This is a genomic window from Prevotella ihumii, from assembly GCF_900155655.1.
GTDB classification, from domain to species: Bacteria; Bacteroidota; Bacteroidia; order Bacteroidales; family Bacteroidaceae; genus Prevotella; species Prevotella ihumii.
In genome coordinates this window covers 25,792-40,362 of sequence record NZ_LT706997.1, presented here as the reverse complement: position 1 = coordinate 40,362, position 14,571 = coordinate 25,792, and the positions used below count along the sequence as shown (strand labels likewise).

Sequence of the window (14,571 nt, the reverse complement as noted above, 5' to 3'; positions counted from 1 at the left end):
AAATGGATGAAGGAAGTTCTTTCAAGGCCCCTGCTCGACATGACGGAGGAGGAACTCACGAAAATGCTACCTTCAAACTTCAAATAACAAATAACCCTTATATGCTGCCAGACATATAAGGGTTATTTGTTGGTGTGAAAGGCGGCTAATATTGGATGCTTACAGCCCACTTCCAAAAGGAGAAACTTCCGTATATAAACAAAAAAGAGCGAAGGCTATAATTTCCAACAATGCTGTTAGAAATTATAGCCTCCGCTCTTTTCATTCTAAAACTTAAATCGAGTATTAGAATGAGATTGCTTTTTCAAGATTATATTGTGATTTATTTCACAGTTTCCATCAATATCTGAAGGATACGCTCTGCCGAACGACCATCCCAACGGTCAGGAATATTAGAGTGTTTCCAAGTGCCTGATACCATTTGCGATACAGCCTTAGCCAATGCTTCTGCATCTTCGCCCACAAGCACGTTCGAACCCTCTTTTACAGTTTCTATATGTTCGGTATAGCTGTTAATGGTTGCACAAGGTATATTATTGAATGTTGCTTCTTCTGCTACATTACCCGAGTCGGTGATAATACCACACGAATGAGACACAAGATAGCCAAACTCTAAATAGCCCAATGGCATTGTTACCTTGAAATTGCTAAACTCTGGACGCTTCGCAATAGGTAAAGCAGCGATAGCCTTTATAGCCGAACTACGCAATGGAGCAACGATTGTTTTTCCATTTGCCGACTTTAACAATGCTTCCAACATACGATTAAGGTTTTCAGCATCAGCCATTAGAGCCTTACGGTTGAGCGTGAAAACAAGATAATCATTAGGTTGGAGACTTAATGCTTTAAGGTGTTCAATGCTTTCTAACGACATATCTTTCATTCGTTCACGATTAAAACGAATGTTATCAATCAAGATATTGCCCACCATATATACCTTTGAAAGTTCTGCACCTTCCTTATTTGCAATGCTATTGTTGCTTAATCCTGCTGTGAAAAGTATATCCGACAAGCCGTCAATTACCAAGCGATTGATTTCTTTAGGCATTGTTATATCGAACGAACGTGTACCTGCTGCGATGTGAGCCAAAACTATGGCTTGCTTTTTTGTTACAATTGATGCTGCCATAGTTGAAGCCAAATCGTCAACAACAATCACAGCATTGGTTTCATTCTCTTGCAAATACAACTCAAACTTTGACATCACTTGCCCTGTGAGTTCGTTAAGATTTTCGCAAACCACACCCAAACAAACATCAGGGCGTGATATTTGAAGGTCGGCAAACAAACCGTCTTCCAACGTTGGGTCGGACGCTTTCCCCGCATAAACCAACTTATACGATACCCCTCTTGAACCGCTGTTCTCTGCTTGTTGTCTATGAATAGCACGAATGATAGGTGCCACTTTCATAAAGTTTGGGCGTGCGCCACAAAATATACAGATTTTTAATTCTTTTCTCTCTGTGTTCATTTATGTTTTATTCCTTTCTTTTGTTTCTTGTCTCAATGTTTTGGGAGAAAAGTATTATTCTCCTTTAAACATTTCTTTAATTCCTCCGATGGAACTCATTATGCCCGTAGCTTCGTAAGGCAGATAAACTGTCTTTTGGTTACCATTTTTAGCCAACTCATCCATCATTTGAATGTACTTTTGAGCTATAAGGTAGTTAGCAGGATTGGTGCTTTGTCCCACCGCATCGGTTATCTTCTGAATAGCTATGGCTTCAGCTTCTGCCACTCTAATCTTGGCCTCAGCCTCACCTTCAGCTACAAGAATAGCCTGCTGTTTATCAGCCTCTGCACGGTTAATCATAGATGCCTTCTGACCTTCTGATTGCAAGATTGCAGCTTGTTTTTCACCCTCACTGGTAAGAATGGTTGCACGCTTGTTGCGTTCAGCTTGCATTTGCTTCTCCATAGCTTGAAGTACGCTTTCGGGAGGAGTAATGTCTTGCAATTCGACACGATTAACCTTGATACCCCACTTGTTGGTTGCGTCGTCAAGAACCGAGCGTAGTTTGGTGTTTATAGTATCACGTGAGGTGAGTGTCTGGTCAAGTTCCATTTCACCAATGATATTGCGAAGTGTGGTTTGCGTCAACTTTTCAATCGCATTAGGTAGATTGTTGATTTCATAAACAGCCTTAAATGGATCTACGATTTGGAAATAAAGCAATGCGTTAATCTGCATTTGTATATTATCCTTTGTAATTACATTCTGTCTATCAAAGTCGTACACCTGTTCACGAAGGTCAATAACGTTTGTATAAACATAACGTCCACTACGTATAGCCACAATCTCTTTGGCACGATCGATAAACGGAATGATAATGTTTACACCTGGTTGGAGCGTAGCATAATAGCGTCCTAAGCGTTCTATGATACGTGTTTCACTCTGTGGAATAATAACAATCGCCATCTTGGCGAAAAGAATTACCAACAATACGATGGCAATCAAAACGTACGAACCGATAGTCATAATATTTAAAATGTGTTGATTGGTTATTATAAAGATTTTATTAATATGCTAAATTTATAGATGTGAAATGCAAAGATAGTCAACTTCAAGCAATTTCAACCGTAACGATTACCGAGTCAATGCTAACAATCCGCACTGACATACCTTCTTCTATAGCGAGCTTGTTTTTAGCTTGTGCCTTCCAATAGTCGCCATCTACCTTCACACAGCCGTAACCTTTGTCTTCAATTCGTTCAGTTACTTTGCCTACTCTGCCAATGATGGCATCTACATTGCTCACCCTATTGTCGCCTTTTTTGTGCAAATGCTTCAACACAGACGGACGAATAAAGAAGATACTTACAACCGTAACAATGGCAAAAACAATGATTTGCGCTGTAAGACTATCTGTAAAACACGACACAATTGCAGCGGCAGCTCCTCCAATAGCAAAACAAAGAATGAAAAAGTCGCCACTTGTCAATTCTAACACAAGGCAGAGAATGCTTATCAGCACCCATACCAACCAAAGATTTTGAACAATGTACTCCATCATAGTTGTCAGTATTTAATTTGTTTGTAAAGATACTGAATTTAAATCCTAAAAGCAAATTTTTTGAATAAAAAATGTTTTAATCTCCCAAGAACTATCCTTTAAGACTAATCCCTCACCCTCTTATTCCAATCCATCGGGCAATTGTTTTTTAGGCGTTATACCCAACGATTTCATACCTTCGAGGCGGCGAACGATATTGCCCTTCCCATCAGTTAACTGCTTATGAGCTTTATCGTAATCAGCTTGCAGTTTTTCGATCCCCCCACCTATTTTTATAAAGGTTTCGCCAAAGGAAACAAACTTATCGTATAGGTCATTCGACTGTCGGAGTATCTCCTCTACATTTTTATTGATACGGTAATTCTGCCACATCGTATGTGTTAGCTGCAATGCCATCAGCAAGTTGCTCGGACTAAGAATGATGATGTGTTTGCGATAAGCATATTGCAAAATATTAGCATCGGTCTTTATTGCAGCCGAATAACCGCTTTCATAAGGAATAAACATCAACACATAGCCAATGCAATTGGGTACAAGCTGCTCATAGTTTTTAGCCGAAAGTTCGTCAACGTGCTTTTTTATCGACCCAATGTGTTCACGCAAGAACTGCTCACGTTCATCTTCGGTTTCTGCCTTAATAGCCGACTGATAGGCAGTAAGCGACACCTTTGCATCAATCACCGCACGGTCTTCATTTGGAAATTCGATAACAGCATCTGGGCGAAAGTTTTTCCCATCATCATCTTTATAGTTTTGCTGTAGAAAGTATTGTTGGTCTTTTATCAATCCACAATCTTCGAGCGTTTTCTCCAATATCATTTCTCCCCAATCGCCCTGCATTTTAGAGTCGCCTTTGAGGGCTAAAGTGAGCGAAGCCGCATCGTTTCCTATGCGTTCGGTTTGCTCTTTCAGTTCTTTTACGGTGCGTTCGTGATCTTCACGCATTGCTTTTATCGTAAGTTCCTGCTCTATATGCAACCGCTTCATTGCTTCTTCAAATGCCGACTTTAGTTCTGTTTTATGTTGCGCATTCTCCTTGCTGTTTGTATTTACCGACTGATTAAATGCTTCTAATCGCTCTTTTAATGGCATTAGCAAACTATTTAATCGGTCTTTATCCACAGTATTCAGTTCTTCGCGATTGCGCTCAAACAGCTCGTTTGTCATCGTTTTCATCTCTTCCTGCAAGAGTCTGTTTTTGGCTTCAGCCTGTTTGCTTAGCTCTACACGAAGTTGTTCAGCGTGCTGACGTTCTGCCATCACACTTTCTTTTGCATTTTGTTGACTCATAGCCAACTGATTGCGCACCACAGCCAACTCTGCTGAGAGCTTGCTCCTCATCTCTACACTTTGATTGCGCAAGTAAAGATAACAAAAAACTGCACCAACAACGATGCCGATAAGAAGATAAAGTAAGGACATAATTTGTTTTTATTAGGGAAATGTTGCCCACATCCGACAAGTCGGACGAGTCAAACAAGTCTGACTTTGCCAATATTTTTAGTTCTTTAATCTTGGAAATACACTCTCTTTACTCGATTACTAACATTGGTCAACACCTCGTAAGGAATGGTTTCAAGCGCATTGCTCAATGTGGTTACGGGCAGATGGTCGCCAAAGATTTCCACCATATCGCCCTCTTTACAATCAATGCCAGTTACATCTATCATCGCCACGTCCATACAGATATTGCCCACATATTCGGCAGGCTTACCATTCACCAAACAATAACAATGGCGATTGCCCAGTCGGCGGTTCAGCCCATCGGCATAACCAATAGGAATAGCAGCTATCACACTATCTTTTTCTATCTTTCCACAACGCGAATAGCCCACTGTTTCCTCAGCTTTCACCTTCCGCAATTGCAGAATAGTGGTTTTAAGCGTAGACACATTGCTCAAAATAGCATTGGTGCGAGGATTTACACCATAAAGTCCTAAGCCCAATCGACACATATCCAACTGGCGGTTAGGGAAATGTTCTATCCCTGCCGAATTGTCTATATGGCGCAATATTTTATGGTCGAAAGCCGCTTGCAACTTCTTGCTCCCCTCATCAAACAACCTAAATTGTTCCTCCGAAAAACTATCGAAATCGTCGCTATCCGATCCTACGAAGTGGGAGAATACCGAACGAGGAATAACAGCATTCTGATGCTTCAGCCGTTGGATAAGTTCGTCAATCTCTGTTTTGGGATTAAAGCCTAAGCGATGCATTCCTGTATCCAACTTGATATGCACAGGATAGCCCGTTATACCTTCTTTTTCGGCTGCCTTTACCAAAGCATCTAAAAGTCGGAAACTATATACCTCTGGTTCAAGCTCGTAATCGAACAAGGTTTTAAACGAACTCATCTCAGGGTTCATTATCATTATGTTGCTCGTAATTCCGTTTCTGCGAAGTGTTGCGCCCTCGTCTGCCACCGCCACAGCAAGGTAGTCCACACGATGATCCTCTAAAGTCTTGGCTATCTCTACTGCTCCTGCTCCGTAGGCATCTGCCTTTATCATACAAACGAGCTTGGTTTCTTGCTTTAAGAACGAGCGATACCAATTCAAATTGTCGACAACGGCATTAAGATTTACTTCCAACACTGTTTCGTGAACCTTCTTTACCAACAGTTCCGTTAAGTTGTCAAAGCCAAAAGAACGTGCGCCTTTCAGCAAAATTACTTCATCTTGAAGATTGGCAAACACGATACTATCAATAAATTCAGGGACATCTTCAAAGAAATAACATTCGTCTAAACTGCCAAAAGCCGACGATTGTCCACACAATGCCTTACCAATGCCGATAAATTTCTTCACCCCACGTTTTGCCACCAATGCTACCACCTCTTTATATAGTGCAGCCTCGGTTTGTCCGCTTTGATAAATATCGCTTAAAATGAGTGTGCGCTTGCGTTTTCTTCTATCAGGGCGACGATTCATAAAGTCGAGCGCAATATCAAGCGAATTTATATCCGAGTTGTACGAGTCGTTAATAAGCGTACAGCCGTGTTGCCCCTCTTTCACCTCCAAACGCATTGCAACAGGTTCGAGCCTTGCCATTCTTTCAGCCAAAGCCTCTGTCGCCATACCCATATAAAGGGAAACAACAGCACAGGTAATACAGTTGCAGATACTTGCATCATCGATAAAAGGCAGAGTAAAACTTCCTTTTGTCTCGCCTTTCCACGTATAATGAATAGTTGAGCATAGCTCTTCTTTTGTGATACATTCCACAAAAAGAGCTGCACTATTATCTTTTTCCGACCAGCAAAGTTGCTCGCCCTTATAGTCAAACTCCTCTATACATTGTCTTTCTATCTCATCATCAAGCTGATAAACTATTGCTTCAGCGTCTTTGAAAAGCAATAATTTCTCCTTGCATTTGGCTTCTAAAGACACAAAATTTTCTTGATGAGCTGCTCCTATCGAAGTCAATACGCCTATCGTTGGGCAAACAATGGGTTGCAAAGCCTCCATTTCGCCCACCTTGCTTATACCTACTTCAAATATTCCCACTTCGGTATTCTTGTTCAAGAGCCACACCGAAAGCGGCACACCTATCTGCGAATTATAACTGCGGGGCGAGCGTGTAACATTCATATCGGGTGAAAGTAACTGCGAAAGCCACTCTTTCACCATCGTTTTACCATTCGAACCCGTAATACCCACCACAGGAATATTGAACTGTGAGCGATGGTGCATCGTTAGTCGTTGCAGAGCTTGCAATGTGTGGCTCACTTTCAAGAAGTTAGCTCGTTCATATTTAGCTTCCCACCCTTGCGGTACATCTTCCACAACAAAGTTTCTCACCCCACGACGATAGAGTTCTTCTATGTAGTTATGCCCATTGTTGCGCTCCGATTTGAGTGCAAAAAACAGCGTTTCTTCAGGAAAACAGAGCGAACGACTATCTGTCAATACAAAACTAATGCTTGTCTCAACTGTTCCATATCGTTCAGCTCCAACAAGTATGCTTACCTCTTTTATAGAATATTTCATTGCCTCTACATTTTTATCATTCCACCTACAAGTTAGCCAGTGTCAATTCCAGCAACTCAATAGGTTTGTGCATATTGACTTACAAAGGTACTTAAAAACTCAATAGCTCTGCTCCTTTAGGCTGCATTTTTATCTTTTTTAATCATCGTTGACACCTTTGGCTACTCGTTATACACACCTCTGTTCAACAAAAATATTGCTAAAAGAAAGCACTCTTTTAAAACAAATATGAATGTGCTCAAAGGTAGTGTAGGGGCTAACTCCTTGTTAGGCATAACTACTTTTTATTCGAGATATGTATTAAGGCTGGTTCTATAAATTAGCTTTGTTAGATTTTGAACTTATTTTTGAGGTCAAAATGCAAGAGAGTGAAGGAGTGTAGCGAGCTACACGACTGAACGAACTTACATTTTGAACCAAAAACGGAGCAAGCCGAATGCAATCAAACTTGTTTGAATTGTTGAGGCGCAGCCTGTTTTATATAAAAAGAAGCCAAAAGATAACAAAACGTATTTCATAAAAAATTAATGACGATATGCGGTGGTAATTTATAGAACCAACCTTAAGATAAAATAATGCGTTTTGTGTGATTGGTATCATCGGTTTCCAAATAAAAACAACCGCCAAGTTTCATGATGAAGTTTGGCGGTTGCTGTGCTATCGAATCGGCATCATGGATGATTTATAGCGTCATCTTCTAACGATGCGTATGTATCTGCTGTTCTGTAGGTGTCACCTGTGTCATTATTTGTAATGTTCCTCATTGTACATCCCTGTAATGCGTTGCTGACGTGGTGCGTTAGGTGCGCTTTCGCTTAAATCCCAGTTGGCAAAGCAGCGGATAGGGGCATACATGCCTCCACTCCCTTTTATCATGAATCCGCGATAAAAACCATTGGGGTGAAAATAGCGACAATAGTAGGTCTTATTGGGGTTAGTTGGGTCGTCATACGTAGTGTATGGTTTCGACCCCGAAAAGTAGCAGGCGTCGTCACTTATTTGCGCTCCTTTCCTGTCACCGTCATCATTGAGTATGCGAACAACGTCATTGCTGTTGTTCTTTTCCCAATAGTCTGGTTTTGCTATCTCGTCAATGGTTATAGGTAGGTTGCCCAGCCAGCGTGCCGTAATGCCCAGCCTGCGTCCACGTCCATCTACATTACACCCGTTTTTGTCTGCTGTGTGTATTACGAAGCGGTAGGCACAGCGGTAGCGATTGCCAGTGAGGTCTCTGTTGCCAGTGCTGCGAACATGCTCAAAGCGGATAGCGTATATCACCTTGCTGTTTCCGTCTATTACTGTCTTATATATGCTGTTGTAGAGCGATGGCGCAGAGAATCCTTGCAAGTCTTTAAGCTGAAGCCACTCCTTGAAATAACCGTCAAGCTGAGGACCAAGACCATCTGGCTTAAATCCAAGGTTGCTACCCTCCAAATCTTTTTGGTTTTCCGTCCAGTCTGGGTCACACTTCTTGGCTACATAGGGTAATGCGGCACCAAATTCTTCAATAGAGGGGATGTGATAGCCTTCGGGAGCTTTTCCTGCTTCTACTAATATTTGAAGCTCCGATTGTTTAAATTTCCCTTTACCTAAGTTTGGTTCTAAATCGTTTGTAAAAGCCAGCTGATCTATTGGTATTTCATTATATACCCTCTCTGGGCGAGCCAAGTTCGATTTTGCCATGCGTGCAAGCGGCACACGCCATTTGTAACGTTTGTCACCAGGGCGCATCACCTTGAGGTTCACGTCCATGATTTTTCCCATGTACGGACTCCAGTCGTCTATGCGTTGAAATTCGTTGGTGTGTGGTGTTCCACAAAGAAACTCTCCTCGCACTTTGCTATCACCATTGAGCCAGCCCAGCATAAAACCACCATGTGCGGAAGTAATGGCAGTGGTGTTGTCTAATTCAAACTTTGCTTTGGAAAGGTCTGATTTGGCTTTCTCTTTGTTGCCAGTACCCGTGTACGACAGATATTCTACGAACTCACCACCATTGATGGGCATGCCCCATACATAGAAAACATCGTAGTCTTTGCCCGTGACTTTAGAAGCTGGATATGTGTACCTATAACGCAGTTCAGTGGTATGTGAGAATTGGAATGTTTTATTAGCCGCCAACCAAGCTCCATTCGTTTGCTTTTCGGTGCCATCCCCTAAGTCGCGCAAGTCTGTTGGATGGTGCCACACCCAATAGTCCTTCACGGGATTATTGTGCGATACCCTTACGTTGTGGCTTTGTCGTGGGTCTATTCCCTTATCATAGTCTACGAAACTGAAGAAGACATTGGACGACAGTCCTGTGCTGGAGAACATATATTCGTGTTCTTCTGGCTTCAATAGCTTCTCGTTACGCTTCACCTTTACCTTAAACACTACGCCTTGCGGCTCGAAGTGCATGTTTTGGAACTCTATTTTGTTCTTCCCTTTGATGCCTACTTTCACCCAGTTAGCCACAAACGGTACATTGAACTTGTGTTTGCTGTCACTGCCAGCAACAGAGGCGTTCATCACCTTTGGTTTTTTACCATCTTGCCCATAAAACTCTACAGTGTTAGGAATGCCTTCCTCTCTTTCCATATCACCACCTACAATGCCTGCCACATACCAGTTTTCGCCAGGCATAATGTCTACAGCTTCTTTGTTAATCCATTCTAACGTGATGCTTGGCTCGTAGGTACTAAGACTCCACCCATTGGCAGTTTTGGTCTTGTTTTTCCACCGTATGTGCAGATATGCCAACTTTCGTTTGTCGTTGATGCTTTCATCATCGTCTTCCTTGATAAGGTAAGCATCGGTTTCAAAGTCGTTATCCTCTGTCAGCTGAAACATCTCGTTCATGGTGACAGCTGCCCGCGTGGAAGCTGTTGACTGTGGCAAGCTCACGCCTGCGCTGCCATTGTCAATGGTAATGACAGATGTGGCACGTTCATTACTCGTTTCTGTTTTCTTGGAGTTAGGCTCTGGCAATGTTTCGTCTGCGCATCCTGTACTCAAGACAAGCAATGCTATGGTGCAAAAGATAGTTTTTGTTAATAAAATTATTCGTCTCATTTTTTTTTCAATGTTGTGTACTTGGTTGTCTCTTTTGTATATCAATTTTCATAATCTTCGTAATCTTGATTATCAGATGCGTTGGGATCTCCTGATTTTCCTGGATCAAAGTCAACATGTTGGTAATCCTTGATGTCAGAGTTTTGTCCACTTACTTGGGTAAGTAGACTTTCGAGTTCTATGGGGGTGATATGACAAACTGGTGCAATGTATTTCTTTTTCATTTTTATAAGAAGTTTGATATTCGTCCTATAGGTTGAAAAACTAATAACAATACTTCGTATCTCAAATTTTAACGAACTATTGTAATAAAAAAAATAGGGAAAAAGTAATGCCTTTTTACAAAGGCGATATGCTGCAAACGGCAGCATTGTTGAGAAAAACAGAAAGGATTTCAAGGAAATCCGTGCAAGTACATATACACAGAAAACAAAGAACGCCAAATTGCAGCATTCCTGTTAAATGGCGATAAATACGTGGGGGGGGTAAAAATTCATTTTAATTATGCAAATATTTTGTGTTAAAAAATATAGAAAATAAATGTTTTCTTTTTGACTAATCTTCGTTCCTTTCTATGAAACACGTTTTGTATCAAGGAACTGCCTTTTTGTTAGTTTTCTTTTAATTATCCTGTTTGCGTTGCAAAATTACATAAATTCCGAATATCAGCAAAATTTTTAAAAACTTTTTTTTGAGCGAAATCTCCTAAAGTGTGAAAGCTATTGTGTTTCTTCTGGACAGCAACCACTGTTGTGGTTTGGCACTTATAAAAAATGGGAGGAGGCATAGACACCTCTTGGAGCACCCATACACCCCTCCTCGTTGTATCATTATCCCAAACCGGTCATTAGCCCGCAAAGGCTTTTTAAAGCGTTTAGATGTTATGCTTTTCTTCGTCTTTGCACCTTATTTTGGCTCTTTTCGTTTGTTTTTTCAGTTGTTTAGCTCGCTAAACGTCTTCAAAAACAACCAAAAATAGCTCAAAATAAGCTCGCAAATCTCGAAGAAGTCTAACGACTGATTTGGGATAAAACAGAATATGAGGGGAAAATTATCCCGAGTTCAGGTTATTAACCTTCTGAACACCCTTCCCATTCCACAAATTTGGTTGGTAGGTGAGGAATTTGGTAAGACAACAACAACGTTTCAGAAATATAAGAACATAGAAGAGGTAAAAGGGGCAATTCGACAAGAACAACCGCAAGGCTTTTACATTCTCATCAAGGGAAGCAATCGCATCAAACTATTCGAGCTTCCCGAACTTTTATAAGATGATTGCACTTGTAAATTCCAATAAGGCTGGTTCTATAAATTAGCTTTGTTAGATTTTGAGTTTATTTTTGAGGTCAAAATGCAAGAGCGTGAAGGAGTGTAGCGAGCTACACGACTGAACGAACTTACATTTTGAACCAAAAACGGAGCAAGCCGAATGCAATCAAACTTGTTTGAATGGTTGAGGCGCAGCCTGTTTTATATAAAAAGAAGCCAAAAGATAACAAAACGTATTTCATAAAAATTGAATGACGATATGCGGTGGTAATTTATAGAACCAGCCTTAAGAGTAGCTGCTTTAAACCTAAATCGGTCGTTAGAATGAGAATGTATTTTGCGATTATTTTGAGATTTATTTTGCATATATCAAAGGAGCATAGCGGACTATGTGACTGCAAATATAGGTAAAATAAAGCCAAAATAATCCAAAAGACATCTCATAAGTTTCAAAAATAATAAAGTAAGCACCTAAACTGGTCTAACGACCGATTTGGGTTTAAGGGATTAATGGTTATAGGGTACTCGCTCGCTCTTTTTCTTTTCAGGGAGTTAAGATTATTCTTTGTTTTAACCCTCATTCATCTCTCTATTATGTCCGTTTTACTCTTCTATTTTTACTATTTATATTGCTCAATTGTTAATTGCATCGTTCATATTTCGCTGATTTGGGCTCAAGACCATATTCGGACAGAAAAGCGGGCTAAATTTGTGTGCAATTATAACCCATTGATATATAACGAAATAAAAAGAAATAGAACAAAATGTGCAAAAAGAATGTAGTTATTCAAAGGATATATAGAACTATTAAAAAGTATAATCAAACAACAAAAGCATAAAAACGTGGTAAATTAGAGCGCTAAAGTTCAACTTTGAAACTGCCAAAGTTCAACTTTGGGAGGGTAAGACATATATGTTTGGGAATACTAAAGTTTAACTTTGACTTGCCACACATTGATGATAAGCATTTTAGGACATTAAATAAGAAATATCAAACACTCATATTTAGCGATTTTAAATGTTAAATCTAATGTTTTAAGCATTAACATTTTAAACACAACTATTTGGATTGATTATTTGGACAATATCGAATAAGAATTAAATATTTATAAACACTTTTATCCTCATTTATAGGTCTAAAAATGCAATAAAAATCATATTAAATGAGTATTGCAAGGGTTATATAACTTCGCCATTTTTCCTTATAGGCTGGTTCTATAAATTACCACCACATATAGTCATTAAATTTTTATGAAATACGTTTTGCTATCTTTTGGCTTCTTTTTATATAAAACAGGCTGCGCCTCAACAATTCAAACAAGTTTGATTGCATTCGGCTTGCTCTGTTTTTGGTTCAAAATGTAAGTTCGTTCAGTTGTGTAGCTCGTTACACTCCTTCACGCTCTTGCATTTTGACCTCAAAAATAAGCTCAAAATCTAACAAAGCTAATTTATAGAACTATCCTATAATTTGATTTAAAAAGATTTGAAATCATCAACCTTCTAAGGAACATAAAGTATGCACCCAACAAATTCCATAAATGGGTTTTGCATATAGTTTACATATCTACCTTTAGGAGGTGAGTATTTGGACTTTCGATAGAATTATTGTATCTTTGCAATCCTAAAGATTATATATAAATGCGAGACCTCTCTGATGCCGAATTGGCAAAATTATTAGATAAGGATATATTTCATAAAATTTCTCAAGCTGCCGACAAACTCCAATTAGAATGTTATGTCGTAGGCGGTTATGTGCGCGACTTATTTTTAGAACGCCCATCAAAAGATATTGATGTAGTAGTGGTAGGCAGTGGAATTAGCGTTGCCAACGAATTGAAAAACATCTTAGGCAAGAAAGCACACATATCTGTGTTTCACAACTTTGGAACAGCACAGGTAAAATATCACGATACAGAAGTAGAATTTGTAGGAGCTCGAAAAGAGAGCTACAACAGAGATAGTCGCAAACCCATTGTAGAAGATGGTACATTGGAGGACGACCAAAACCGCAGAGACTTTACCATCAATGCGTTGGCTGTATGCCTCAACGCAGACCGCTTTGGAGAGCTGGTTGACCCCTTTGGCGGTATAGACGACTTATGGGACGGCATTATCCGTACCCCACTCGACCCTGATGTAACTTTCTCTGACGACCCATTGAGAATGATGCGATGTGTGCGCTTTGCAACACAATTGAACTTCTTCATAGAGGATGAAACTTTTGAGGCGTTAGAGCGAAATGCAGAACGAATTAAAATAATAAGTGGGGAACGCATTGCCGATGAGCTAAACAAAATTATGGCAACACGCACGCCAAGTAAGGGTTTTATAGACCTTTATCGCTGTGGATTATTGCAGCTCATCTTGCCAGAGTTGGTGGCAATGGATGTGGTAGATACACGTAATGGACGTGCGCACAAAAACAACTTTTTTCATACGTTGGAAGTATTAGATAATGCTGCTCGTACAACAGATAATCTTTGGTTGCGTTGGTCGGCATTGTTCCACGATATTGGCAAGCCCAAAAGCAAACGATGGGACCCACTCATTGGTTGGACATTCCACAACCATAATATAATAGGTGCAAAAATGATACCAACCATCTTCAAACGACTGAAGTTTCCGATGGACGCAAAGATGAAATACGTGCGCAAATTGGTAGACTTGCACATGCGACCTATTATTATTGCTGACGAGGAAGTAACCGATTCGGCTGTACGCAGACTGATGAACGATGCAGGAGACGACATTGACGACCTAATGACACTGTGTGAAGCTGACATAACGAGCAAGAACGCTGTCAGGAAACAACGTTTTTTGGAGAATTTCCGCATTGTTCGCAACAAATTGGAAGACTTAAAAGAACGCGATTATAAACGATTATTGCAGCCCTGTATTGATGGCGACGAGATTATGGAAATGTTCCATCTGAAACCAAGTCGTGAGGTTGGCGAGCTAAAGAAGGCTTTAAAAGAGGCTGTACTTGATAACAGAGTGCCTAACGAGCGAGAACCCTTAATGCTATTGCTAAAAGAAAAAGCAAAAGAAATGGGACTTGAAAGCTAAATACAGAAAGCTAAGAGGAGTATAAACCCAAATCGGTCGTTAGCCCGCAAAGGCTTTTTAAAGCGTTTAGATGTTATGCTTTTCTTCGTCTTTGCACCTTATTTTGGCTCTTTTCGTTTGTTTTTTCAGTTGTTTAAACACAGAGCTATAATTATTGTTAAATAAAGTATTGTATT

General features: G+C 40.1%; 9 protein-coding genes. 2 read left to right on the top strand and 7 right to left on the bottom strand.

Annotated features, from left to right (window positions below; genetic code table 11):
* Positions 1-322 precede the first annotated feature (322 nt).
* The 7 genes from CZ367_RS13975 to CZ367_RS13945 all read right to left on the bottom strand — a co-directional run bounded on the left by CZ367_RS13975 (position 323) and on the right by CZ367_RS13945 (position 10,281).
* Entirely contained in the window at positions 323-1,471 is a 1,149-nt protein-coding gene (locus CZ367_RS13975; RefSeq protein ID WP_077197533.1) for a UDP-N-acetyl glucosamine 2-epimerase, read from the bottom strand.
* A gap of 54 nt (positions 1,472-1,525) precedes the next feature.
* On the bottom strand, positions 1,526-2,479 hold the full coding sequence (locus CZ367_RS13970; RefSeq protein WP_077197528.1) for an SPFH domain-containing protein: 954 nt from the start codon (positions 2,477-2,479) through the stop codon (positions 1,526-1,528).
* Positions 2,480-2,564: 85 nt separating this feature from the next.
* Positions 2,565-3,014 (bottom strand): NfeD family protein, encoded by a 450-nt coding sequence (locus tag CZ367_RS13965; RefSeq protein ID WP_077197527.1) that lies wholly within the window; start codon positions 3,012-3,014, stop codon positions 2,565-2,567.
* A 120-nt stretch (positions 3,015-3,134) separates the two neighbouring features.
* Positions 3,135-4,436 carry a DNA recombination protein RmuC gene (locus tag CZ367_RS13960; protein ID WP_077197526.1) on the bottom strand — a complete coding sequence of 434 codons (1,302 nt, stop codon included), beginning with the start codon at positions 4,434-4,436 and terminating at the stop codon, positions 3,135-3,137.
* 86 nt (positions 4,437-4,522) lie between these two features.
* Positions 4,523-7,003, bottom strand: a complete 2,481-nt coding sequence (locus tag CZ367_RS13955) for a bifunctional UDP-N-acetylmuramoyl-tripeptide:D-alanyl-D-alanine ligase/alanine racemase (protein WP_077197525.1) — start codon at positions 7,001-7,003, stop codon at positions 4,523-4,525.
* A 744-nt stretch (positions 7,004-7,747) separates the two neighbouring features.
* Positions 7,748-10,057: a hypothetical protein gene (locus CZ367_RS13950; protein ID WP_077197524.1), complete on the bottom strand. Its 2,310-nt coding sequence runs from the start codon at positions 10,055-10,057 to the stop codon at positions 7,748-7,750.
* 41 nt (positions 10,058-10,098) lie between these two features.
* Positions 10,099-10,281: a hypothetical protein gene (locus CZ367_RS13945; RefSeq protein WP_077197557.1), complete on the bottom strand. Its 183-nt coding sequence runs from the start codon at positions 10,279-10,281 to the stop codon at positions 10,099-10,101.
* Between the two features lie 815 nt (positions 10,282-11,096).
* Here CZ367_RS13945 and CZ367_RS13940 point away from each other — a divergent pair.
* Both CZ367_RS13940 and CZ367_RS13935 read left to right on the top strand, forming a co-directional pair.
* Positions 11,097-11,327: a hypothetical protein gene (locus CZ367_RS13940; protein WP_202613148.1), complete on the top strand. Its 231-nt coding sequence runs from the start codon at positions 11,097-11,099 to the stop codon at positions 11,325-11,327.
* 1,640 nt (positions 11,328-12,967) lie between these two features.
* The gene (locus tag CZ367_RS13935; protein WP_077197523.1) at positions 12,968-14,395 is read left to right on the top strand and encodes a CCA tRNA nucleotidyltransferase; all 1,428 of its coding nucleotides are present in this window, start codon (positions 12,968-12,970) and stop codon (positions 14,393-14,395) included.
* The last annotated feature ends 176 nt before the right edge of the window (positions 14,396-14,571 follow it).